The following is a 22,423-nucleotide window of genomic DNA, read 5'->3' on the forward strand; positions in this document are numbered from 1 at the left end:
GGGAAAGTCCGCTGTTTTTCGGCCGCTGACGGTTCTCTTTCCGCGTGCTCCGACGGCCGCCAACAGTAAAAAAACCACGGCCAATCCTGATAGGCGGAGGGGCGCCTCGTTCCTAGACTGGCGGGGAAACATCAGGAGACGTCAATCATCATGCATATTCAATCATCTCAGCAGAACCCGTCTTTCGTGGCTGAGTTGAGCCAGGCCGTGGCCGGGCGCCTGGGACAGGTCGAGGCCCGCCAGGTGGCCACTCCCCGGGAGGCGCAACAACTGGCCCAGCGCCAGGAAGCACCGAAGGGCGAGGGCCTGCTCTCCCGCCTGGGGGCCGCCCTCGCGCGTCCCTTCGTGGCGATCATCGAGTGGCTGGGCAAACTGCTGGGGAGCCGTGCCCACGCCTCCACCCAGGCGCCGCTCTCCCGTCAGGACGCGCCGCCTGCCGCCAGTCTCTCGGCCGCCGAGATCAAGCAGATGATGCTGCAAAAGGCACTGCCCCTGACCTTGGGCGGACTTGGCAAGGCGAGCGAGCTGGCGACTTTGACAGCGGAGAGACTGGCGAAGGATCACACGCGCCTGGCCAGCGGCGACGGCGCCCTGCGCTCGCTGGCCACCGCCCTGGTCGGGATTCGCGATGGCAGCCGGATCGAGGCTTCCCGTACCCAGGCTGCCCGCCTGCTCGAACAGAGCGTTGGGGGGATCGCGCTGCAACAGTGGGGGACCGCGGGCGGTGCCGCCAGCCAGCATGTACTCAGCGCAAGCCCGGAGCAACTGCGCGAAATCGCCGTCCAACTGCATGCGGTAATGGACAAGGTCGCCCTGTTGCGCCACGCGGTAGAGAGCGAGGTAAAGGGCGAGCCTGTCGACAAGGCGCTGGCGGATGGCCTGGTGGAGCACTTCGGGCTGGAGGCGGAGCAGTACCTAGGCGAACACCCGGACGGGCCGTACAGCGATGCCGAGGTGATGGCGCTCGGTCTCTATACCAACGGCGAGTACCAGCACCTGAATCGTTCCCTGCGTCAGGGGCGAGAGCTGGATGCTGGCCAGGCGTTGATCGACCGGGGCATGTCTGCCGCGTTCGAAAAGAGCGGACCGGCTGAACAGGTCGTGAAGACCTTCCGCGGCACCCAGGGCAGGGATGCCTTCGAGGCGGTGAAAGAGGGCCAGGTCGGCCACGACGCCGGCTATCTCTCCACCTCCCGGGACCCCAGCGTTGCCAGGAGCTTCGCGGGCCAGGGCACGATAACCACCCTGTTCGGCAGATCCGGGATCGATGTCAGCGAGATATCGATCGAGGGCGATGAGCAGGAGATCCTCTACAACAAGGGGACCGACATGCGCGTGCTTCTCAGCGCCAAGGATGGGCAGGGTGTGACCCGTCGGGTGCTCGAAGAGGCCACGCTGGGGGAACGGAGCGGCCACGGCGAGGGACTGCTCGATGCCCTGGACCTGGCAACCGGGACGGATCGTTCAGGCAAGCCCCAGGAACAGGACCTGCGCCTGAGAATGCGCGGCCTCGACCTGGCCTGACCGGTCGACGGCAGAGACGGACACTCCCAAGGGGTGTCCGTTTTCATTTGCGCCGTACAGCGTCGGGCGCAATGGGCGGCAAGGAGGCCTGCCTGGCTGCCACCGGTTGGTGGCGGACACCGGTGCCCGGCGTCCCACCTCGATCCTGCGAACGAGACGCAGTCAGAATTCTCCGAGTATGCTTCCTGCATAACGAAACGATCGGAATAACTGTGGTAACTTTGCCGCCCACCGAGATGGCCTATTGATGGCTCATACGGTTCGTGCATCGCTTCCCGCACGATTCTTTCGGATTTCCAAGGCCGGCCGGGAGCGCCGGTTGATCGACGCATTCGTATTTCAAGGAAAGAAATCGTGGCCACCCCATTTCGCCCCTCGCCTTGGCGCGCCGCCGTGCCGCCTGGCCTTCCTCGATTTTCACTACGCCCTCTTTTCCGCACACGGGGCGGCTAGAAGCCGCTCCGCGTCGATAGCGTTTTTTTCCAGGAGAACCCCATGAGTCACAGCGCCAAGAAAGCACTACTGCCGCTCCTCGCCGTCGCCACCCTGGCCGGCCTGGCGGGCTGCGCCACCGAGACCTCCACCGCGTTGCCGGTACAGCAGGTCGAGAGCGTCAACCGACCCTACAGCGGCGTGCGTTCGCCGATTGCGGTAGGCAAGTTCGACAACCGCTCCAGCTACATGCGCGGGATCTTTTCCGATGGCGTCGACCGCCTCGGCGGCCAGGCCAAGACCATTCTCATCACCCACCTGCAGCAGACCAATCGCTTCAACGTGCTGGACCGCGACAACATGAGCGAGATCCAGCAGGAAGCGGCGATCAAGGGCCAGGCCCAGCGCCTGAAGGGTGCCGACTACGTGGTGACCGGCGATGTCACCGAGTTCGGCCGCAAGGAAGTCGGCGACCGCCAGCTGTTCGGCATCCTTGGCCGCGGCAAGTCGCAGATCGCCTACGCCAAGGTGGCGCTGAACATCGTCAACATCTCTACCTCGGAGGTCGTCTATTCGACCCAGGGCGCTGGCGAGTACGCCCTGTCCAACCGCGAGGTGATCGGCTTCGGCGGCACCGCCAGCTACGACTCGACCCTCAACGGCAAGGTTCTCGACCTGGCCATGCGCGAGGCGGTGAACAAGTTGGTCAACGCGGTCGATAGCGGGGCCTGGAAGCCACAGAACCAATAATCCACCAGAAACCAGGGAATCACGGCACACATGAGCAAGACGATCACATGGACGGCGGCGCTGCTGGGGAGCATGGCGCTGGCCGGGTGCAGCGGACCGAAGACGCTGTACCAGTGGGAGGGCTACCAGGCCCAGGTCCACGAATACTTCAAGGGTGAATCCAAGGAGGCCCAGGCGCAGGCGCTGGAAGCCGACCTCGAGAAGATCCGGGCGAAGAACGGCGCGGTGCCGCCGGGCTACCACGCCCAGCTGGGGCTGCTCTATTCCAGCATCGGCAAGGACGACCAGATGGTCCGCGAGTTCGAGACCGAGAAGGCGCTGTTTCCCGAGTCGGCGACCTACATGGACTTCCTCCTGAACAACGCCCGTGGAGGTGCCCGTTGAAACTCGCCCGACTGTCCGGCCTGGTGGCCGGTTTCACCCTGCTGGCCCTGCTCGGCGGCTGCGCGCCGACCAAGAGCGTCGATTACTCGGCGTTCAAGCAGGCCAAGCCGCGCTCGATCCTGGTCCTGCCGCCGCTGAACGAGTCGCCCGACGTGAAGGCGACCTACAGCATGCTCTCGCAGGTCACCTTCCCGCTGGCCGAGGCCGGCTACTACGTGGTGCCGGTGGCGCTGGCCGACGAGACCTTCCGCCAGAACGGCCTGACCAGCGCCGGCGACGTGCACCAGGTGTCCCCGGCCAAGCTGCGCGAGATCTATGGCGCCGACGCGGCGCTGTACGTCACGGTGAGCGACTACGGCACGCGCTACATGGTGATCAGCAGCGCGACCATCGTCACCGCCAGCGCCAAGCTGGTCGACCTGCGATCCGGCACCACCCTGTGGACCGGCTCGGCGACCGCCTCCAGCGAGGAAGGCAACGGCGGCAACAACGGCGGCCTGGTGGGCATGCTGATCACCGCGGCGGTCAAGCAGATCATCAACAGTTCGGTGGAGGACGCCGGTTATCCGATCGCCGGGATGACCAGCGCGCGCCTGCTCTCGGCCGGCCAGCCGGGCGGACTGTTGTACGGCCCGCGCTCGCCGAGGTACGGCAGCGACTGAGCCGTGCGCCGGGGCTACGGGGACGTCTCCGTGGCCTCGGCGCAAGCCGCCGGGAGGGGCTTGGCCGCTGCGTTGCGCTTGGCCATGTACTGGCGGATCAGGTCGTCGAGCAACGCCCGGATGGCGCGCCGCTCGTCCAGCCGCAGGCGGCCGATGGCCTCGAACTGCAGGCGCAGGTCTTCCGGTAGCGCCTGCCGCTCGCTGCGCTCGCAGACCAGCCAGTCGAGGGGCACCGCGAAACGTCCGGCGATGGTTTGCAGCACCACCAGCGACGGGTGCCCGCCCTTGGTTTCGAAGTGCCGCAACTGGCTCACGGTGACGCCCAATCGCTCGGCCATCTGCCGTTGGGTCAGGGCGTTCTGCTGGCGTAGGCGTAGGAGATTCTGCGCGAAGCTCATGGAAAACTCTCCAAGTCAGGGGAAATCCTTGCCACCGCCCCGGTGATGCGGGCGATGGCGGTTGTCTCCATCATCGGCGTTCGCACTCTTCGACTCTGCCCTACCGTTCCGGCGCGGGCCTGGGAAAGCTCCGGGTGGTGAGTCCGAGGTTTCCCCGCGTGCCGCCTTTGTCGATTCAGTAGAGGCGGAAGCGACGGGCTACCGTCCCGTTGGCCTGCGTCGGCGGCAGTTCGGCTCCGCGGCGAAGCGATAGATCGCGAGGGCCTTACGCCTGGCGAGGACTAGTCCGCTTGCGCCCCCTGCGCCAGGGCGTTGCCGACGCCCACCAGCAGCGCCCGGGTCTGCGCCACGATGGCGCTGCGGTAGGCCTCGTAGCGGGCGTCGCTGATGGCGTTGTCGTTGCGCGCGCCGCCGCCGCTCGCCGGTACGCCGGTGTAGTAGTTGTTCATCACCGGGACATGGATGTGCCCGGCGGGAATCTCCAGGCGGAACGCGTCGCGCAGCACCGTGTTGCGGTAGGCGCTCTCGTTGGACAGGTAGTCGCCGCCACCGCCGTTGCGCGCGCAGATCCGTCGGTTCGGCGGGAGCACCAGGGAGGGATCGGGCATGGCGTTCATCACCCCGTTGGTCGGCACGTTTTCGGTGCGCGGGTTGGCGCAATCGGGGAAGAAGTCGTAGTTGGTGTGCCAGGTGACGTCGAAGCCTTCCGCGGCCTGGCTGGTAGCGCCCGGCGGCCGCTCGATGCCGCGCCAGGTATCGGCGGCGAGCAACTGGCGGACCGGCAGCGAGGCCTTGGAGAACTGTGCCGGCAGGTTCTGCCGCCAGCGGCTGGCGCTGTCGTAGCCGAGCCAGCGGCGCGGCGGGTTGATATTGCAGCCGGAGCCCCGCAGGGAAATCGGCGCGGTGCCGGGATTGGTCACGCTGCCCAGGGGAAGCACGTAGTTGGGCAAAGCGCTGTCGGCGGGGCAGTAGACGATGCCGTCGTTGCCGGCGGAGGAGCCGTGGAAGCGGCCGTTCCAGGCCTCCAGCCAGAACTGGTTGGCGCCGCCCTGGCTGATGGTGATGGAGGCGTCGACCCGGCGCGGGCCTGGGCGGAACCAGGGGCCCAGGGTGTCTTCCTGCATGCCGCGGTTGAACGGGTCGTAGCTGACCGGCAACAGGTAGGCCTCGATACGCAGCAGGCTGCCGTCGGCCAGCCTGAACTCGCGGCCGTCCAGCGCAAGGGCGGTGGCGCCCGAGGGGTTGCCGTTGCGCAGGCCGGTGTTCGCCGTCCCGGGAGTGCCCAGGGTGAAGACGTCGAAGCCGCTGATGATCATCCGCCGGTAGCGCGAGCCGTCGGCGGCGTAGCGGCGCGGCAGGTCGATGTCCAGCTGTCCGCGCGAGGCGCGTTCGAAGCGCCATTGCAGCGCCTGGGCCTGGGCCTTGCCGAGGTGGAAGGATGGCGCCCACTGGCGCAGGGTGCGGGTCATGTAGAGGCGCGTCCAGTAGAGCATACGGTCATCGCTGGCCGGCAGCGCGCCGGCGGGAATGGCGCGGCGCCCCTGGGCCCGGTCGACGGCGGCGCGCCACAGCGCGCGGCCCTCTTCGGTGACCAGCTTCAGTGCCTTGGCGTAGCTGGTGACCGGGGTGCGGCCGTCGGCGGCGCACAGGCGCTTGGCGAAGGCCGGTTCGAAGCCGTCGAAGCCGGCGCCCTTGACGATGCGCTCGGCCAGCGGCGTCTGGTCGTGGGTGACGACGTTGGCGCCGCTGAACGGCAGCGGCGTGTCGAGCCGGCGCTCCTCGTAGGACAACGCTGCCTCGCGGTCCCAGGAACAGGCGACGCTGGGCGGCGTGCGGGCGCCGGCGAGGTCGCCGTTGGCGGCCCAGCCGGCGCCGGGCAGCAGGGCCGCCGAGACGGCCAGGGCGAAGAGGGAGTATCGGCTTGCGTGACGGGCGTAGCGCATCGGGTGGACTCCTGTTCTTGTTCGGTTCATGGGTCGATCGGTGCGGCGGGCGGAGCGCGGGCGAGCGGCGCCCGCCGGCGGCGCGGGGGCCGGGGCCGACGCAAGGTGCGTCGCGGGTTGCTGCGGTGGCGGACGGGAGGGCGGTGCTAGGGGGCGCGTGTCGCCGGTAGACGGAGGCGCGCGGAGGGAGGGTTGCGGGACGACGCGGAGGCGTCTGGGAAAGTCAGGTCCTTTGCCATGGATGCACCGATCGTTGTTCTTGCTGTTGTGGGGCGTCGGTGGGTGCACGGCCGGACTTCGCACCCGTGCGGCATTCTTGGAGGCGCCGGCGCGGGGCGTCCAACGAATTTATGTGGCCGCCGGGGATAGGAAAAGTTGATGGCGAACCGGTGCCGAAGCCCCCTGCCCCGGTACTTTCGCTGGCGCTGCGGCAATCCACCGCACTGGCGCGTTCGCTCGGGCCGGTCTTTGCTCTCCGGGGTCCGGCGGCTCGCCGGCGAGTCTTGCGGTGCGCCGCGAGCGGACGGGCGTTCGGTCCTTCTGCAGGCAAATGCCCTTGTTTTCGGAGAAGGACACGGATCGTTGATCGCTGTTTCGACCAAGGAGGTCAGATGAAAAGGAAGATGCTGGCGGCTTCGCTGCTGCTGTGGATGTTCTCGCTGACGGCGCAGGCGGACTGCGCGGTGCTCGGGCCGGGGGAAGATCCCTGCGCGGGCCCGGTGCTGGGACCGACCGTCTGCGAGTGCCCGTGATGACCGACTGTACCCTCGACCAGGGACAGGGAGCGTTCGATTACCAACCAGGAGGTTGCAAATGAAGAAAGTACTGTTGGCTGTGTTCCTGCTCTGTGGCTTCTCTCTTACCGCCCAGGCCGCGTGCCCGGTTTTCGGCCCGTCCGAGGACCCGTGCAGCGGGCCGGTGTTCGGTCCGTCGACCTGCGAATGCCCTTGAGGTAGGTCGTCTGGCGGGCCCGGTGCAGCGGGCCCGCTTCCGGATGGATCGCTCGAAGTTGCCTGCTTTAATTCTCCATTCCCCGCGCCGCCCTACTTTTCCCGCTCGTCCATCGTCGCGTCGAACGTTGCCACGAAATCAGCGTCGGTGGACAACTCTTATATTCAATAGTTGTACGATCTGAGTTTGTTGTAGTCATTTGCTTAGTTGGCTATCCATATGATTGCCGTAAAGCAATTATAAGTTTAATTGGATTAGCTTTCTAAGTCTTTGGAAAGAGCCGTGAACGACCCTGTAATATCTGGTTGTAGAGCCGCGTAATGATGTTTCAGGATGTTTCATTAATTTTGTAGATTATTGTTTTTCCTTTGTTTTTTTAAAAACAGCTACCAGATTTAGATAGATATTAATTAACTCGGCCACGTTTTTTCCTGTTCTATCATTGGCCTTCCTTGGGCGCAGGCCTGCCGAAACTGCTTATCTTCAGGTCCTCGAAAAGTTCATACATCGACCGCCTTGGGCGAAGCATTCGTACGCCGGCAATCTGGCCGGCCGCACGGATGTTTTCAGCATGTTCTCTGGATGAATTTCCCGATAAAACATCAATTAGAGGAGTTTCCCTATGTGCGGTCTCGCGGGTTGGGTGGATTACACGCGCAAGCTCGACGACGAATTTCCGGCGATCTTCGCCATGACCGATACGCTCGCCTTGCGTGGGCCGGATGCCGAGGGCATCTGGAAGCACCGCAACGCCCTGCTGGGTCACCGGCGGCTGGCGGTCATCGACCTCAGCGGCGGCGTGCAGCCGATGTCCTATCGCTTTCCCACCGGCCAGGAGGTCACCCTCGTCTACACCGGCGAGGTGTACAACCACGATGCCCTGCGCGAGCGGTTGCGCCGGGCCGGACACGAGTTCCGCACCCGCAGCGATACCGAGGTGGTCCTGCACGCCTATCTGCAATGGGGCGAGCGTTGTTGCGAGTACCTGACCGGGATGTTCGCCTTCGCCGTCTTCGATGGCCGCGACGGCCACCTGCTGCTGGTGCGCGACCGCTTGGGCATCAAGCCGCTGTATTACGCGCGGCACCGCGAGGGACTGCTGTTCGGCTCGGAGATCAAGTCCATCCTGGCGCATCCGGAATTCGCCGCCAGGCTCGACGCGGTCGGCCTGGCCGACCTCCTGACGCTGTCCCGGGGCACTTCGCAGACGCCGTTCCGCGAGGTCCAGGAACTGCTGCCCGGCCACCTGCTGTCCTGGCGTCCCAATTCCCAGGCGAAGTTGCGCCGCTACTGGGAGGTGCGCCGCCAGGAGCATGCCGACGACCTGCAGAGCACCGTGCAGCGCACCCGCGAACTGGTCACCCGCGCCCTGGGGTCGCAATTGCACGCCGACGTTCCGGTGTGTTCGCTGCTATCGGGTGGGCTCGATTCGACCGCCCTGACCGGCATCGCCCAGCGCATCGCGAAGGCGGAGCACGGCGGCGACATCAATTCATTCTCGGTGGACTTCGTCGGTCAGGCCGAGCAGTTCCGCAGCGACGACCTGCGTCCCGACCAGGACCAGCCGTTCGCCCTGCTGGCCGCGCAGTACATCGGCAGCCGTCATCGCACCGTGCTCATCGACAATGCCGAACTGGTCTGCGAACGAGCGCGCGAAGAGGTATTCCGGGCCAAGGACGTACCTTTCACCTTCGGCGACATGGATACCTCGCTGCACCTGATGTTCGGCGAGATCCGCCGGCATTCCACGGTGGCCATCTCCGGCGAAGGCGCCGACGAGCTGTTCGGTGGCTACGGCTGGTTCCGCGATCCGCAGGCGGTGGCTGCGGCGCGCTTCCCCTGGGCCTCCAGGGTGCGCTTGCCGGCCGGCTTCATCGACGCCGGTTTCAACCGCCGCTGCGATCTCCTCCAGTACCAGCAGGCCAGCTACGACGAAGGGCTGCGCCAGGTCGAACACCTGGCCGGCGACAGCCCGGAGGAGCGGCGGATGCGCGAGTTCAGCCACCTGCACCTGAAGCGCTGGATGGTGCTGCTGCTCGAACGCAAGGATCGCCTGAGCATGTGCAACGGCCTGGAGGTGCGGGTGCCCTACACCGACCATGAGCTGGTGGAGTACGTCTACAACGTGCCCTGGTCGATCAAGAGCCGGGACGGCGAGGAGAAGTGGCTGCTCAAGCGGGCCTGCGCCGACTATGTCCCGGAAGCCGTGCTCAAGCGCCGCAAGAGCCCTTATCCGACTTCTGCCAACCTCGGCTACGAGCGTTTCCTGCGCGGGAGCGTGCGGCGCTTGCTGGAGGACGCGGCGAACCCGGTGTTCGGCATCGTTTCGCGGGAGTTCCTGGCCGCCGAACTGGAGCATCCGGAGGGGTACTTCAACACCCAGGTGAGCCGCCACAACCTGGAGACCGCGCTGGCGCTGGAAGGCTGGCTCAGGTTGTACGGGCTCTCCGCCTGAGCGTGATGCGGGGCGTGGCGGCCCGGGCTGCTGTCCGGCCCGCCGGCGTCTTCAGGCGTCGGGCATCTCGCCGCGTTCGCCGAGCCCCACCGGCATGCCTTCCACGCCGGCATGGAACAGCAGGGCTTCCACCGGTTCGGCCCCGGCTATCAGGCGATGGATGATGTTCATCAGGCAGCCCGCCGCCTCGCCTTCCAGCACCCGCGTGCTCTGAGCACCGTCGCGGGTCTCCAGGCGCAGTTCGCCCTTGAGCACATAGAGCGCGCTGGGCATCGGATGGACCTGCCAGTCCAGGCGTTCGTGGGCGGCCAGGCTCAGGCGCTGCACGGTGAGCTGTGGCTGGCCGAGGGGATAGCCGAGGTAGAGCGAGCCGTTCCAGGCGCAGCCGCTGCGCAGCAGGGTTTCGCGGTGCGGACTGGTTGCGGCCGGGAGGTCGCGGCTGGGTGGGAACACATGCACGTGGCTGGGGCGAAGGTCCATCGGGCGTCCTGCGCTTGTCGGTATTTTTCCTCAGTCAAGCCGGCTTTCACCGCCTGCTCCACTGCCGCTTCTGCTAGGCGGCAGCGGGCCATCAACGTTCGAGGCTCGTCTGCAGGCTGCTAGGCCATGTTGCGGTGCGCCTTGCCAGTGCTTCCGGTTTCGAGAGGACATCTGTTCCCTGCCTGCACTGGTATATGCTTGAACACTGAATATTCGTCCCCTGCCCGGGGCAGGCAGGTCCGGGAAGTGGATCCTTGGAGGTACATATGTCGCGATCGCTGCGCAAATCGAAGAAACTCGTCATTCCTCCCCGTCCTCGCGATGAGGTCGTGCGCGCGCGCCCGGCCTTGGGAGAACATCAGAAGCAGGTCGAGAACGCCTTTGCCCTGGCCTTCGAACGCTACGAAAAAACCTTCGAAGAGCTGGCCAAGGTTTAAGCATGTCGCAAGACCAGCAAGGGATACGCTATCTCTCCGTTGCAGATCTCGTTCGCCTCAATGAGTTGCTCATCCTGGCCCAGACTCCGGACGAGCCGATAGGCGTCCTCAAACCGAACGAGTTGGAGTCCGCACAGCAACGGCCAGCCAACCATCGTTACTATGCTCGAACCGACGATATCATCACGCTGGCTGCGGTCTTTGCGGAAAGCTTGGCAATGAACCACTGCTTTGCCAATGGCAACAAACGCACGGCGGCGGCGGCCGCTACGGTTTTCCTCCTGCTCAATGGCATAGAGCTGACGGGGCCCGCTCAGGACTTCGTCGACATCATGGTCGCCCTCGTGACTCGTGAAGCGAGCGTTCAGGACCTGGAAGACTGGATGTTCTACTGGCACAGACCATTCGACGCTTACAACCTGCCGGACAGCGACGCTTTCGAGCGAATGGTCGCCCGCTTGGGCATTGGTTAGTCCGTAGAACGCCTTCTCAAGCCTCGCGGATGAACCGCACGGGTACCCGCTCGGTCAGCCAGACGCCGTTCTCCGCCTGGTGGAATAGGTGCCCGGCCAGGTGCATGTCGCGCGCGTCGATTTCCAGCAGAACCGGGCTGCCGTAGCGGCGGCCGACTTCCAGGGCGGTGGCGCGGCGGGCGGAGAGATGGACGTGGTGGCGGCTGCCGGGAACCAGGCCGCGCTCGCGGATGGAGTCGAGGAAGCGGCTGGCGGTGCCGTGGTAGAGCACTGCGGGCGGGACCGCGGGGGCGTAGGCGATGGCCACCGCGGCATGCGAGTGGCCTTGCACGGCGCGGATGCGCTGGCCATCGGCGGAGAGGGCGAAGCGCTTCTTGTCGTTGTTCTCGACCACCGCGCCGAGCAGCATGCGGTCGAGGGCGCGGCCGTCCCGCGCCGCGCCGGCGATCAGGGCGTCGATGTCGGCCCAGCCTTCGCCGTCCAGCGTCAGGCCGATGGCCTCGGGCTGGTGGCGAAGGACATAGCTGAGGAACTTGCTGGTGTCGTCGAGGGTTTTCCGATCCATTCCATGGTCCTTGTGCGTGCCATCCCGGCGCGGGAACCTCAGGCGCCGCCGAGGAAGTCCATCTTGCCCAGTTCGACGCCGTTGTGGCGGAGGATGGCGTAGGCGGTGGTGACGTGGAAGAAGAAGTTGGGCAGGGCGAAGCCGAAGAGGAAGTCGCGGCCGTTGAAGCTGATCTCCTGGCCGCGCACCTTGAGGGTCACGTTGCGCTCTTCGGCGCCGTCCAGTTGTTCCTCGCGGATGCCCTCGAGGAACTCGACGGTGCGGGCGATGCGTGCCTGGAGTTCGTCGAAGGTGGTTTCCGTATCCGCGTAGCTCGGCACTTCCAGCCCGGCCAGCCGCGCGCCGGCGCCCTTGGCGGCGTCGCTGGCGATCTGCACCTGGCGCGCCAGGGGGAACATGTCCGGCGCCAGCCGGGCGTCGATGAAGATGCGCGGATCGATGTTCTTCGCTTCGGCGTGGGCGGCGGCTTTCTTCAGGATCGCCGAGAGGTTGCCGAGGGTGCGCAGGAAGGTCGGGATCGAAGCCTGGTAGATCGACAGGGACATGGACGTGCTCCAGACAGGGGATAAAGGTGCGTCGAAGGCGGCGCGTCCAGCAGTCTACCCGGCTTTCACGCCAGCGCCAGGGGGCCCGCCTCGTCCCAGTGCGGATCGGCCGCCATCCGTTCGACCAGGAAGTCCAGCAGCGCCCGCAGCGCCGGCGGCATCTGCCGGCGCGAGGCGTACACCGCGTGGATGCCGAGCACCTGCGGCGACCACTCCGGCAGCAGCGCCACCAGGCGTCCGCTACGGATCAGCGGGGCTGCCGAGTACAGCGGCTGCTGGCTGATCCCGGCACCGGCGGCGGCGGCCTCCAGCAGCACGGTGGATTCGTTGGCGCTGAGACTGCCACCCACCGGCACGCTGGTCGGCTCGCCGTCGCGCTCGAACTGCCAGAGACTGCGGCCGAAGTAGGAGTAGGTCAGGCAGTTGTGCAGCGCCAGGTCCTCCGGGCGCCGCGGGGTGCCGTGGCGGCGCAGGTAGTCCGGCGCGGCGCAGATCACCGAGCGGCATTCGCCGAGGCGGCGGGCGATCAGGTTGGGGTCGAGCTGGTTGGCGATGCGCAGGGCCAGGTCGATGCGCTCCTCCACCAGGTTGACCACCTGGCTGTTGACCTGCAGGTCGATGGCGGTGCCCGGGTAGCGCTCGACGAAGGCGGCGGCGGCACGGGTCAGCCAGGCCTGGGCGAAGGACAGGCTGCTGGTGATGCGCAGAGTGCCGCGCGGGCTGTCGCGGCGGGTCTGGCCGGTGGCCTGCATGGCGTCGGCCACGGCGAGCATCTCGCGGCACTGTGGCAACAGCTCCGCGCCGGCGTCGGTCAGGCTCAGGCGGCGGGTGCTGCGGTGCAGCAGGCGTGCGCCGACCCACTCCTCCAACTCGGCGAGGTAGCGCGAGACCATCGCCCGGGACATGTCCAGACGCTCGGCGGCGGCGGTCTGGCTGCCGCTGTCGATGACTTCGACGAAGACGCGAGTGGCGGTCAGGCGGTCCATGATTCGCTCGATCCATGCAACAAAGCTGTGATTATTGCGGGGCTTTTTGCGCGCTTTCAAGCAACTAACATGGCAAGCCTCTGATCCCACTGCCTGGAGAACCGCTCATGTCGCGCCATGGATTGCTTCGTTCCCTGTTCGCCGCCGCCGCCCTGCTGGGGGCCGCCGGCGTCTTCGCCGCCAGCGCCGAACCGCTGCGGCTGGAGGTCTACAACCCCGGCGAGAAGGCGATCTTCGCCGTGTCCTCGGAACTGCTGGTGGGCCAGCGCGAGGCGATGCTGATCGACGCGCAGTTCTCCCGCGCCGACGCCGAGCAACTGGTCAAGCGTATCCAGGCCAGCGGCAAGACCCTCAGCACTATCTACATCAGCCACGGCGACCCGGACTTCTACTTCGGCCTCGACGTGCTGAAGGCCGCCTTCCCCGAGGCGAAGATCCTCGCGACGGCGCAGACCGTCGCACACATCCAGGCGACCAAGGACGCCAAGCTGGCCTACTGGGGGCCGATCCTCAAGGACAACGCGCCGACGTCGCTGGTGGTGCCGGAGCCGCTGAAGGGCGACCAGTTGAAGCTGGAAGGCCATGCCCTGAAGGTGGTCGACCTGAAGGGGCCGAGCCCGGACCGCACGGTGCTGTGGATTCCGTCGCTGAAGACGGTGGTTGGTGGCGTGCTGGTGGAATCCGGTTCGCACGTCTGGACCGCCGATACCCAGACCCAGGCCTCGCGCCAGGCCTGGGTGGCGATGCTCGACCGGATCGAGGCGCTGCAACCGCGGCGCGTGGTGCCCGGCCATTTCACCGGCGAGGAGCCGAAGGGCCTGGACGGCGTGCGCTTCACCCGTGACTACCTGAAGGCCCTGGAAGCCGAACTGCCCAAGGCCAGGGATTCCGCCGCGCTGGTCGAGGCGATGAAGCGCCGCTACCCGAACCTGCCGGGCGAGGAAGGCCTGGAGCTGAGCGCCAAGGTGCTCAAGGGCGAGATGCAGTGGCCCTGAGCCGCGCCCGCCGATAGCCGCTGATCGAGGCGTCCCCTGCGGGGCGTCTCGTGGAGACCGAGATGAACGACCTCACCCTGCATTACCTCTACGATCCGCTCTGCGGCTGGTGCTACGGCGCCTCGCCGCTGCTCGCCGCCGCCTGCGAGGTGACGGGTCTGGACGTACGCCTGCATGGCGGCGGCATGATGACCGATGCCAACCGCCAGCCGGTCGGCGCCGGTCTGCGCCACTACGTGATGCCCCATGACCTGCGGATCGCCCAACTGACCGGCCAGCCGTTCGGCAAGGACTACTTCGACGGCCTGCTGCGCGACACCAGCGCGGTATTCGACTCGGCCCCGCCGACCGCCGCCGTGCTTGCCGCCGAAGCGCTCGACGGCCTCGGCGCGGCGATGCTGGCGCGGATCCAGCGTGCCCACTACGTCGAGGGCCGGCGTATCGCCGAGCGTCCGGTGCTGCTCGAGCTGGGTGCCGAACTGGGGCTTGGCGAGGGCTTCGCCGAGGCGTTCGACGCCTGCTCCGGCGAGCCGCTGCGCGCGCACTTCGCCGACAGTCGGCGGCTGATGAACCGTCTCGGCGCCGCTGGCTTCCCGACCTTCGCCCTGGAGCGCGACGGCCGCCTGCAGGTGCTCGACACCGGGCGCTACCTCGGCCAGCCGGACGACTGGCGGGCTTTCCTCGAAACGCAGCTGCGCCTTGCCGGCGGCAGCGGTGCCGTGGGCGGGGCCGCGGCGCCGCTCTGCCGCATCGACGGTTGCGCCTGAATCCCGCCGCCGCGCAGGCGGACTGAACTTGTCCGGCTGCGTCGTCCTCCCATGTAGACATGCCCGCTCGCCGACGCGAGCGGATGTCCATCCACAGCTCCGGAGGAGTCGACATGAAGAAGACGGCATCGGCGGTCTGGCAAGGCGGCCTGAAAGACGGCAAGGGCACCCTTTCCACCGAAAGCGGCGCGCTCAAAGACAACCCCTATGGCTTCAATACCCGCTTCGAGGGCGCACCGGGAACCAACCCGGAAGAGCTGATCGGCGCGGCCCACGCCGGCTGCTTCAGCATGGCCCTGTCGATGATGCTCGGTGAGGCCGGCCTGACCGCCGAACGTATCGAGACCCGCGCCGAGGTCACCCTCGACAAGCAGTCCGACGGTTTCGCCATCACTGCCGTGCACCTGGTGCTCAGGGCGCGCGTGCCGGGGGCGGACGCGCAGACCTTCGAGCAGATCGCCAACAAGGCCAAGGCCGGTTGCCCGGTATCCAAGGTGCTCAACGCGAAGATCAGCCTGGACGCCAGCCTCGACGGCTGAGCGGAACGCTTCCCCAGCCCGGCGAACTGGCCCTGGCCTGCCGCAGTCGAATGCGGCAGGATGCGCTGCGCAGCACTCGGCTGCCAGGCATCGACGAGGAGTGACGGGTCATGAAAACCATCGGGCTGGGGATTGCCGCCTTGCTGTTCAGCGCCACGGCGCTGGCCGCGCCGAAGCCGTGCGAGGAACTCAAGGCGGAGATCGAGACCAAGATCCAGTCGGCCGGGGTGACCTCTTACACCCTGGAGATCGTGCGCAACGACGAAGTCAGCGACCCGAACATGGTGGTCGGCAGTTGCGAGAACGGCACCAAGAAGATCATCTACCAGAAGAACGACGACTGAGCCGCTGCGTTTCAGTACGGCGGGCAGCGGCTGGTCTGGAAGTTCGAACGGGCGACCACCTCGCCACGCTCGTCGCTCAGTAGCGCCAGCGCCCTGCGCAATTGCGGGCGCACCTCCAGGCGATAGCGCCGGCCCGCCTCGAAGCCGTCATAGACCACCTGCTGGTAGCAGTTGATCTGCACCGGCTCGCCGAAGCCGCCGCCCCCGCCGCCGGAACCGCCATAGAGTTCGTACTGGAAGCGCACCTCCAGCACATGGCGTCCCGGAGTGACCTGGAAGTAGCGCCCGTCGCTCAACCGCTCGCCGTCCAGGCGCTCGGCCAGCAGGGTGTTGGCCGGCGCGCTGCGCAGCTCGACCCAGGCCATCTGCGGGTCCGGCTGCGGCAGCGGTCCGGCGCAGCCGGCGAGGAGCAGCAGCGCGAGCGGGACGAGACGGGTGAGTGGACGCATGGGGCGGGCTCCGGAGGGTGTTCAGCTCCTAGCATAGCGCCCTCGCCTTGCGCCGTTCAGACCTTCGCGCAGCGCCCCTCGCGGCCGCGCGCCAGTTCCCTGTTGTCCTGGTCGTAGAGCTTCGCCCAGGGACGGAAGCCGATGTGCCCGGCCTCCAGGCGGTAGCGCTGGCCGGCGCTGAAGTCCTTGAACTTGAGGTTGAGCTGGCAATCGCGCCAGAGCGGGCTGTCCACGGGGCCGATGTTGGTCGGGTCGACGGTGAACTGGTAGCGCACCGTGAGTTCGCGGGTGCCGGGATCGACCTCGAAGTAGCGCGTGCGGTCCCAGCTCTTGTCGTCGACTTCCACGGCGGCGAGATCGGCGTCGGGCTGGGTATCGAGGTCGACCCAGGCGCGGTTCGGGTCGGGGGTGGGCATCAGCAGTGAGCAGCCGCTCAGGACGAGCAGGCCACCGGCAAGCAGCAGCGTACGCATAGAAGACTCCGAAGCTCCTTTAACCCGGCCGCCATCCGTCGCGCCTTGGAAAAACGCCTTGCGTTCCTCCGCCTCGCCGGATCGCGGACCGGTGCTGGTAGGGCGGCGGGCGGTCCGCGTGCTGTGCTATGTTCCGCCCATGCCACGCCGCCTTCGCCATCCGCTTGCTGACCTTCGACTGCCCCGTTGGGTTCCCTGCCTGGCGCTGTTGGCGCTGAGCGGTTGCTCGACCGTCTCCTACTACGGGCAACTGGCCAGCGGCCAGTTCGCCCTGCTGCGCGCCCGCGAGCCGGCCGCCGCGGTGATCGCCGACCCGCAGCGCGACGCGCGCTTGCGCGAACGCCTGGCGAAGGCGGAAAAGGCCCGGCAATTCGCCAGCGAACGCCTCGGCCTGCCGGACAACCGCAGCTATCGCCTGTACGCCGATATCGGCCGGCCCTACGTGGTATGGAACGTGTTCGCCACCCCGGAGCTGTCGCTGCAGCCGGTCACCCATTGCTTCCCCATCGCCGGCTGCGTGGCCTACCGCGGCTACTACAGCGAGGCCGCCGCGCGCGCCGAGGCGGCGCGCCAGCGGGCGCTCGGCGACGACGTCTACGTCGGCGGGGTGCAGGCCTACTCGACCCTCGGCTGGTTCGACGATCCGATCCTCAGCAGCATGCTGCGCTGGGACGACGAACGGCTGGCGACCTTGATCTTCCACGAACTGGCGCACCAGAAGTTCTACCTGCGCGACGACACCGCCTTCAACGAATCCTTCGCCACCTTCGTCGAACAGGAAGGTACCCGCCAGTGGCGCGAGTATCGTGGACTGCCGCCGGCGGACGGCCGCGAGGAGAAGCGCCGCGAGCAGTTCACCGCGCTGGTCCTGGCCAGTCGTGCGCGCCTCGAAGCACTTTATGCCGGGCCGTTGGACGATGCCGCCAAGCGTGCCGGCAAGGCTGCCGAATTCCAGCGCCTGCGCCGCGAGTACGCGGCGCTGAGCCAGCGCGAATGGGGTGGCGAGTCGCCGTTCAAGGCCTGGATCGACGCGCCGTTCAACAATGCCAAGCTGCTTCCCTTCGGCCTCTACGACCAATGGGTGGCGGCGTTCGCCGTGCTGTTCCGCCAGGTCGGCGGCAACTGGCCGGCGTTCTATGCGCGGGTCCGTGCCCTTGGCCAGCTCCCCCTGGCGGAGCGCCAGGCGGCGTTGCAGCGGCTGGCCGCCGCAGCGCCCTGACGCCTGCTCAGGCGGCGAGCTGGTCGGCGTAGCACCAGCGCGTGGCCAGCCGGCCGATCGGCCAGAGAAGCGCCAACAGGCCGACGCCGAGCAGCGCCACCAGCAGCGTATAGCCGATGCCAGCGGGCGCCAGGCCGAGGATCATCAGCAGCGCCAGCCCCCCGCCGACCGCCAGCAGCGCGACGCTCCAGAGCAGCATGGCGACCACCGCGAGCAGCAGCGCGCGGCCGGCGGCGAAGCGTTGCAGGCGCGCCGGCAGGCGCGTGCAGACGGCGCCGAAGAGCAGCGCCGCGGGCAGCGCCACGCCGCTCAGGTACAGGCCGTATAGCCAAGGCTCGTCGTAGCGCAGCAGGGCGTAGGGAAGGAACTGCATCAGCTTGAAACACAGCGTGGCGAAACACAGCGCGGCGCCCAGGGCGACCTGCCAGGCAGCGACGCGGGCTTCTTCCCCTTCGGCCAGGCGCGGCGAGTTCACCCGGCTGCCGAGCAGCACCAGCCCCAGCGGCAGCAGGCTGCCCAGGAGCAGGTAGACCCAGCTCATCGCTTCGTTGAACGCCATCAGCCAGACGCCGTAGCTGGATTGCGCCGTCACCCACTGGTAGAACGGCAGCGTCAGCGGTGCCAGGCCGATCCCGGCGAGCATGCCGCAGACCAGGTTGAGCAGACCGTAGCCGATCAGCAGCAGCGCCAGCGGGCGGAACTCGACGAGCCGCCGCTTCTCGCGGTAGGCATGCAGCACCAGCAGGTTGGCCGCCGCGTAGAACACCAGGCCGGTGAACCAGTGCGGCGCCATCAGTTGCAGGTGCTCGGAGAAACGCTGGCGGATCTCGCCGATGTCGTTGTACCACTGGATGCCCAGGCTCACGGCGAAGGACAGGCAGGTGACCAGCGCCAGCACCGCGATGAACGCATAGGGCTGGGTGGTGGCGGGCACCTCTCTGGCCGGCGGCTGCACCGGGGCGGTGGGGGTGGCGAAGGGATTGTCGGTCATGTCAGGCGTCCTTGTCTGAAACGGAGCATGGGTCAGTGGGATTCCAACACCTGCCGCAGGGCGGCGAGGTCGGCGCAGTAATGGGTCGGCTGGTGCGCGCGCAGTTCGTCTTCGCTGCCGAAGCCGTAGCCGACGCCGATGCAGGCGACACCGTTGCGGCTGGCGCCGAGCAGGTCGTGCATGCGGTCGCCGATCATCAGGCAATGCTCCGCTGCCAGGCCTTCGCTGTCGAGCAGATGGCGGATCAGTTCGTCCTTGTGCGTGCGCGTGCCGTCCAGCTCGCTGCCGTAGATCGCCTTGAAGTGACGGTCGAAGGCGAAGTGGCGGGCGATCTCGCGGGCGAACACGCCGGGCTTGCTGGTCGCGACGTAGAGCGTGTGGCCGCGTCCGACCAGGGCTTCGAGCAGCTCGGGAATGCCGTCGAACACGCGGTTCTCGTAGAGACCGGTGACCCTGAAGCGCTCGCGGTAGTGGTTCACCGCCTCCCAGGCGCGCGCTTCGTCGAAGCCGTAGGTCTGCATGAAGCACTGCAACAGCGGGGGGCCGATGAAGTGTTCCAGGCGCGCCAGGTCCGGCTCGTCGATGCCCAGGCGGGCGAGGGCGAACTGCACCGAGCGGGTGATGCCCTCGCGTGGGTCGGTGAGGGTGCCGTCGAGATCGAAGAGGATGTTCGGGTAGCGCAGCGTGGCGTCACGCATGGTAGTCCTCGGCGATGTGCAGGTCCTTGAGCTTCACGTAGTTGCCGGCGGTGTAGGTGAAGAAGCCGCGCTCCTTGTCGCTCAGCGGACGGGCCTTCTTCGCCGGGCTGCCGACGTAGAGGAAGCCGCTCTCCAGCACCTTGCCCGGCGGCACCAGGCTGCCGGCGCCGAGGATCACTTGGTCCTCGATCACCGCGCCGTCCATGACGATCGAGCCCATCCCCACCAGCACCCGGTTGCCGATGCTGCAACCGTGCAGCAGGACCTTGTGCCCGACGGTCACTTCGTCGCCGATGCTCAGCGGAAAACCGTCCGGGTTGAAGGGGCCGGCGTGGGTGATGTGCAGCACGCTGCCGTCCTGGATGCTGCTGCGCTGGCCGATGCGGATGCGGTGCATGTCGCCGCGGATCACCACCAGCGGCCAGACCGAGCTGTCGGCGCCGATCTCGATGTCGCCGACGAGCACGGCCGAGGGATCGACGAAGACCCGCTCGCCGAGCAGTGGCGTTTTGCCCTGGTAGGAACGAATGGTCACGATAGTTTTCCTCAGGCTGCGGATGCCGCCGATTGTATTTAAGATGGTCGGGTATTTCCTTAGCCAAGGTTGCCAACGTGAGCGCGAATCCCCTTCTGCAGGCCTACGACCTGCCGCCTTTCTCCTCCATTCGCCCGGAACACGTGAAGCCGGCCATCGAGCGGATCCTCGCCGATAACCGCGCCGCCATCGCCCGCCTGCTGGAAACCCAGCGCGAGCAGCCGACCTGGAAGGGCCTGGTGCTGGCGATGGACGAACTCAACGACCGTCTGGGCGCCGCCTGGAGTCCGGTCAGCCACCTCAACGCGGTGTGCAACAGCGCCGAGCTGCGCGAGGCCTACGAGGCCTGTCTGCCGGAGCTGTCGGCCTACTCCACCGAGCTGGGGCAGAACCGCGCCCTGTTCGAGGCCTACGAGGCGCTGGCGAAGAGCCCCGAGGCGGCCGGCTTCGACGTGGCCCAGAAAACCATCCTCGAACACGCCCTGCGCGACTTCCGCCTGTCCGGCATCGACTTGCCGGCGGACAAGCAGAAGCGCTATGCCGAGGTGCAGTCGCGCCTGTCCGAGCTGGGTAGCCGTTTCTCCAACCAGCTGCTCGACGCCACCCAGGCCTGGACCAAGCATGTCACCGACGAAGCCGCGCTGGCCGGCCTGACCGATTCGGCCAAGGCCCAGATGAAGCAGGCCGCCGAGGCCAAGGGCCTGGACGGCTGGCTGATCAGCCTGGAGTTCCCCAGCTACTACGCGGTGATGACCTATGCCGATGACCGCGCCCTGCGCGAAGAGGTATACGCCGCCTACTGCACCCGCGCCTCCGACCAGGGCCCGAACGCCGGGCAGAACGACAACGGTCCGGTGATGGAAGAGATCCTCGATCTGCGCCAGGAGCTGGCCGGCCTGCTCGGCTTCGCCAACTACGCCGAGCTGTCGCTGGCGACCAAGATGGCCGAGTCCAGCGACCAGGTGCTCAGCTTCCTCCGCGACCTGGCGGTGCGCAGCAAGCCGTTCGCCGCCCGCGACCTGGAGCAGCTGCGCGCCTACGCCGCCGAGCAGGGCTGCACCGAATTGCAGAGCTGGGACGCCGGCTACTACGCCGAGAAACTCCGCGAGGCGCGCTACAGCGTGTCCCAGGAGGCGCTGCGTGCCTACTTCCCGGTGGACAAGGTGCTTTCCGGCCTGTTCGCCATCGTCGAGCGCCTCTACGGCATCCAGATCCGCGAACTGCACGATTTCGAACGCTGGCACGCCGACGTACGCCTGTTCGAGATCCTCGAGAACGGCGAGCACGTCGGCCGCTTCTACTTCGACCTCTATGCCCGCGCCAACAAGCGCGGCGGTGCCTGGATGGACGGCGCCCGCGACCGCCGGCGTGACGCCCAGGGCCGGCTGATCGACCCGGTGGCCTACCTGGTGTGCAACTTCACCCCGGCGGTGAACGGCAAGCCGGCGCTGCTGACCCACGACGAGGTCACTACCCTGTTCCACGAGTTCGGCCATGGCCTGCACCACCTGCTGACCCGCGTCGAGCATGCCGCCGCCTCCGGGATCAACGGGGTGGCCTGGGACGCCGTCGAGCTGCCCAGCCAGTTCATGGAGAACTGGTGCTGGGAACCGGAAGGCCTGGCGCTGATCTCCGCCCACTACGAGACCGGCGAGGCGCTGCCGCAGGACCTGCTGGAGAAGATGCTGGCGGCGAAGAACTTCCAGTCCGGGATGATGATGGTCCGCCAGCTGGAGTTCTCCCTCTTCGACTTCGAGCTGCACGCCACCCACGGCGACGGCCGCAGCGTGCTGCAGGTGCTCGAGGGCATCCGCGACGAAGTGGCGGTGATGCGTCCGCCGGCGTACAACCGCTTCGCCAACAGCTTCGCGCACATCTTCGCCGGCGGCTACGCGGCCGGTTACTACAGCTACAAGTGGGCCGAGGTGCTGTCCGCCGATGCCTTCTCGCGTTTCGAGGAAGAAGGCGTGTTCAACCCCGATACCGGGCGCGCCTTCCGCGAGGCGATCCTGGCCCGCGGCGGCTCCCGCGAGCCGATGCTGTTGTTCGTCGATTTCCGCGGTCGCGAGCCGTCCATCGACGCCCTGCTGCGTCACTCCGGGCTGGTCGGGGAGGCCGCATGAGCCCGGCGATCACCAGGAAGCGCTTCATCGCCGGGGCGGTCTGCCCGGCGTGCAGCGAACAGGACAAGATCCAGATGTGGGAAGAGGACGGCGTGCCGCACCGCGAATGCGTGGCCTGCGGCTACGCCGACACGCTCAACGCCCAGGGCCAGTCGATCCCGAAGGAGCTGGGTACGCGGGTCAACCAGAACGCGCCGAAGCCGGCCAACCCGAAGGTGCAGTCGGTGCAGTTCTTCCCCAATCCCAAGCTGAAGAAGAAGCCCGACGCCTGACCGCTCGCCGCCGACCGGCGGCGATGGCTGTGG

General features: G+C 67.2%; 27 protein-coding genes. 16 read left to right on the forward strand and 11 right to left on the reverse strand.

The window, feature by feature from the left end; genetic code table 11:
* Positions 1-150 precede the first annotated feature (150 nt).
* The 4 genes from exoT to AT700_RS00245 all read left to right on the forward strand — a co-directional run bounded on the left by exoT (position 151) and on the right by AT700_RS00245 (position 3,752).
* Positions 151-1,524, forward strand: a complete 1,374-nt coding sequence (gene exoT / locus AT700_RS00230) for a T3SS effector bifunctional cytotoxin exoenzyme T (protein WP_048520688.1) — start codon at positions 151-153, stop codon at positions 1,522-1,524.
* Between the two features lie 495 nt (positions 1,525-2,019).
* Positions 2,020-2,706, forward strand: a complete 687-nt coding sequence (locus AT700_RS00235; protein WP_003111706.1) for a CsgG/HfaB family protein — start codon at positions 2,020-2,022, stop codon at positions 2,704-2,706.
* Positions 2,707-2,736: 30 nt separating this feature from the next.
* Positions 2,737-3,090, forward strand: coding sequence for a DUF4810 domain-containing protein (locus tag AT700_RS00240; protein WP_003083569.1), 354 nt, complete (start codon positions 2,737-2,739; stop codon positions 3,088-3,090).
* Positions 3,087-3,752, forward strand: coding sequence for a DUF799 domain-containing protein (locus AT700_RS00245; RefSeq protein WP_003083573.1), 666 nt, complete (start codon positions 3,087-3,089; stop codon positions 3,750-3,752). Before AT700_RS00240 ends, AT700_RS00245 begins: the two co-directional genes overlap by 4 nt.
* Positions 3,753-3,766: 14 nt before the next feature.
* On the opposite strand, the gene AT700_RS00250 is transcribed toward AT700_RS00245, so the two are convergent.
* Positions 3,767-4,150, reverse strand: a complete 384-nt coding sequence (locus AT700_RS00250; RefSeq protein ID WP_003104304.1) for a helix-turn-helix domain-containing protein — start codon at positions 4,148-4,150, stop codon at positions 3,767-3,769.
* 281 nt (positions 4,151-4,431) lie between these two features.
* Complete coding sequence (locus tag AT700_RS00255; RefSeq protein ID WP_014603458.1) at positions 4,432-6,093, reverse strand: hypothetical protein; 1,662 nt, start codon at positions 6,091-6,093, stop codon at positions 4,432-4,434.
* Between the two features lie 611 nt (positions 6,094-6,704).
* On the opposite strand from AT700_RS00255, the gene AT700_RS00260 reads away from it, so the two are divergent.
* The 3 genes from AT700_RS00260 (at position 6,705) to asnB (ending at position 9,499) form a co-directional block, all read left to right on the forward strand.
* The gene (locus AT700_RS00260; protein WP_003083582.1) at positions 6,705-6,845 is read left to right on the forward strand and encodes a PA0050 family protein; all 141 of its coding nucleotides are present in this window, start codon (positions 6,705-6,707) and stop codon (positions 6,843-6,845) included.
* Positions 6,846-6,906: 61 nt separating this feature from the next.
* Positions 6,907-7,044: a PA0050 family protein gene (locus AT700_RS30210; RefSeq protein WP_003083584.1), complete on the forward strand. Its 138-nt coding sequence runs from the start codon at positions 6,907-6,909 to the stop codon at positions 7,042-7,044.
* Positions 7,045-7,666: 622 nt separating this feature from the next.
* On the forward strand, positions 7,667-9,499 hold the full coding sequence (asnB, locus tag AT700_RS00270) for an asparagine synthase (glutamine-hydrolyzing) (protein ID WP_033989795.1): 1,833 nt from the start codon (positions 7,667-7,669) through the stop codon (positions 9,497-9,499).
* Positions 9,500-9,550: 51 nt separating this feature from the next.
* Here asnB and AT700_RS00275 read toward each other — a convergent pair whose 3' ends face one another.
* The gene (locus AT700_RS00275; RefSeq protein ID WP_003083588.1) at positions 9,551-9,979 is read right to left on the reverse strand and encodes a cupin domain-containing protein; all 429 of its coding nucleotides are present in this window, start codon (positions 9,977-9,979) and stop codon (positions 9,551-9,553) included.
* Between the two features lie 266 nt (positions 9,980-10,245).
* Here AT700_RS00275 and AT700_RS30215 point away from each other — a divergent pair, with 266 nt between their 5' ends.
* Together AT700_RS30215 and AT700_RS00280 are read left to right on the forward strand one after the other, a co-directional pair.
* Positions 10,246-10,416, forward strand: a complete 171-nt coding sequence (locus tag AT700_RS30215) for a hypothetical protein (protein WP_003111525.1) — start codon at positions 10,246-10,248, stop codon at positions 10,414-10,416.
* Positions 10,417-10,418: 2 nt separating this feature from the next.
* Complete coding sequence (locus AT700_RS00280; protein ID WP_003111524.1) at positions 10,419-10,889, forward strand: type II toxin-antitoxin system death-on-curing family toxin; 471 nt, start codon at positions 10,419-10,421, stop codon at positions 10,887-10,889.
* A 16-nt stretch (positions 10,890-10,905) separates the two neighbouring features.
* Here the strand turns inward: AT700_RS00280 and AT700_RS00285 are convergent, their stop codons facing one another.
* From AT700_RS00285 to osaR, 3 genes are all read right to left on the reverse strand, one after another.
* On the reverse strand, positions 10,906-11,454 hold the full coding sequence (locus AT700_RS00285; RefSeq protein WP_003111523.1) for an RNA 2'-phosphotransferase: 549 nt from the start codon (positions 11,452-11,454) through the stop codon (positions 10,906-10,908).
* Between the two features lie 38 nt (positions 11,455-11,492).
* Positions 11,493-11,999: a DUF1993 domain-containing protein gene (locus AT700_RS00290; RefSeq protein ID WP_003083593.1), complete on the reverse strand. Its 507-nt coding sequence runs from the start codon at positions 11,997-11,999 to the stop codon at positions 11,493-11,495.
* 65 nt (positions 12,000-12,064) lie between these two features.
* Positions 12,065-12,985, reverse strand: a complete 921-nt coding sequence (gene osaR, locus AT700_RS00295; protein ID WP_003083596.1) for an oxidative stress response transcriptional regulator OsaR — start codon at positions 12,983-12,985, stop codon at positions 12,065-12,067.
* A gap of 107 nt (positions 12,986-13,092) precedes the next feature.
* Between osaR and AT700_RS00300 the strand changes: the two genes are divergently transcribed.
* From AT700_RS00300 to AT700_RS00315, 4 genes are all read left to right on the forward strand, one after another.
* Positions 13,093-13,980, forward strand: coding sequence for an MBL fold metallo-hydrolase (locus AT700_RS00300; RefSeq protein ID WP_003083599.1), 888 nt, complete (start codon positions 13,093-13,095; stop codon positions 13,978-13,980).
* 62 nt (positions 13,981-14,042) lie between these two features.
* Positions 14,043-14,747 (forward strand): disulfide reductase DsbM, encoded by a 705-nt coding sequence (gene dsbM / locus AT700_RS00305; protein WP_003114663.1) that lies wholly within the window; start codon positions 14,043-14,045, stop codon positions 14,745-14,747.
* 83 nt (positions 14,748-14,830) lie between these two features.
* Positions 14,831-15,286, forward strand: a complete 456-nt coding sequence (locus AT700_RS00310) for an OsmC family protein (RefSeq protein WP_003118563.1) — start codon at positions 14,831-14,833, stop codon at positions 15,284-15,286.
* Positions 15,287-15,396: 110 nt separating this feature from the next.
* Positions 15,397-15,630: a DUF1161 domain-containing protein gene (locus AT700_RS00315; RefSeq protein ID WP_003083610.1), complete on the forward strand. Its 234-nt coding sequence runs from the start codon at positions 15,397-15,399 to the stop codon at positions 15,628-15,630.
* An 11-nt stretch (positions 15,631-15,641) separates the two neighbouring features.
* On the opposite strand, the gene AT700_RS00320 is transcribed toward AT700_RS00315, so the two are convergent.
* Both AT700_RS00320 and AT700_RS00325 read right to left on the reverse strand, forming a co-directional pair.
* On the reverse strand, positions 15,642-16,079 hold the full coding sequence (locus AT700_RS00320; RefSeq protein ID WP_003083612.1) for a hypothetical protein: 438 nt from the start codon (positions 16,077-16,079) through the stop codon (positions 15,642-15,644).
* Positions 16,080-16,135: 56 nt separating this feature from the next.
* Positions 16,136-16,552 (reverse strand): hypothetical protein, encoded by a 417-nt coding sequence (locus AT700_RS00325; protein ID WP_003083614.1) that lies wholly within the window; start codon positions 16,550-16,552, stop codon positions 16,136-16,138.
* Positions 16,553-16,643: 91 nt separating this feature from the next.
* Here AT700_RS00325 and AT700_RS00330 point away from each other — a divergent pair, with 91 nt between their 5' ends.
* Positions 16,644-17,771 (forward strand): aminopeptidase, encoded by a 1,128-nt coding sequence (locus AT700_RS00330; RefSeq protein WP_003118564.1) that lies wholly within the window; start codon positions 16,644-16,646, stop codon positions 17,769-17,771.
* 7 nt (positions 17,772-17,778) lie between these two features.
* On the opposite strand, the gene AT700_RS00335 is transcribed toward AT700_RS00330, so the two are convergent.
* Genes AT700_RS00335 through AT700_RS00345 form a run of 3 tightly spaced genes read right to left on the reverse strand, consistent with a single transcriptional unit; the run spans position 17,779 to position 19,995 of the window.
* Positions 17,779-18,762, reverse strand: coding sequence for a hypothetical protein (locus tag AT700_RS00335; protein ID WP_015502121.1), 984 nt, complete (start codon positions 18,760-18,762; stop codon positions 17,779-17,781).
* Between the two features lie 32 nt (positions 18,763-18,794).
* Positions 18,795-19,460 (reverse strand): HAD family hydrolase, encoded by a 666-nt coding sequence (locus AT700_RS00340; protein WP_003106611.1) that lies wholly within the window; start codon positions 19,458-19,460, stop codon positions 18,795-18,797.
* A complete protein-coding gene (locus AT700_RS00345; protein WP_003106612.1) occupies positions 19,453-19,995 on the reverse strand; it encodes a gamma carbonic anhydrase family protein in 543 nt (180 codons plus the stop codon). The genes AT700_RS00340 and AT700_RS00345 overlap by 8 nt, the downstream gene beginning before the upstream one ends.
* Before the next feature lie 77 nt (positions 19,996-20,072).
* On the opposite strand from AT700_RS00345, the gene prlC reads away from it, so the two are divergent.
* Together prlC and AT700_RS00355 are read left to right on the forward strand one after the other, a co-directional pair.
* Entirely contained in the window at positions 20,073-22,118 is a 2,046-nt protein-coding gene (prlC, locus tag AT700_RS00350; RefSeq protein ID WP_003083621.1) for an oligopeptidase A, read from the forward strand.
* Positions 22,115-22,390, forward strand: coding sequence for a YheV family putative zinc ribbon protein (locus tag AT700_RS00355; RefSeq protein ID WP_003083624.1), 276 nt, complete (start codon positions 22,115-22,117; stop codon positions 22,388-22,390). The genes prlC and AT700_RS00355 overlap by 4 nt, the downstream gene beginning before the upstream one ends.
* Positions 22,391-22,423 lie beyond the last annotated feature (33 nt).

It is taken from the genome of Pseudomonas aeruginosa (assembly GCF_001457615.1).
Taxonomy (GTDB): domain Bacteria; phylum Pseudomonadota; class Gammaproteobacteria; order Pseudomonadales; family Pseudomonadaceae; genus Pseudomonas; species Pseudomonas aeruginosa.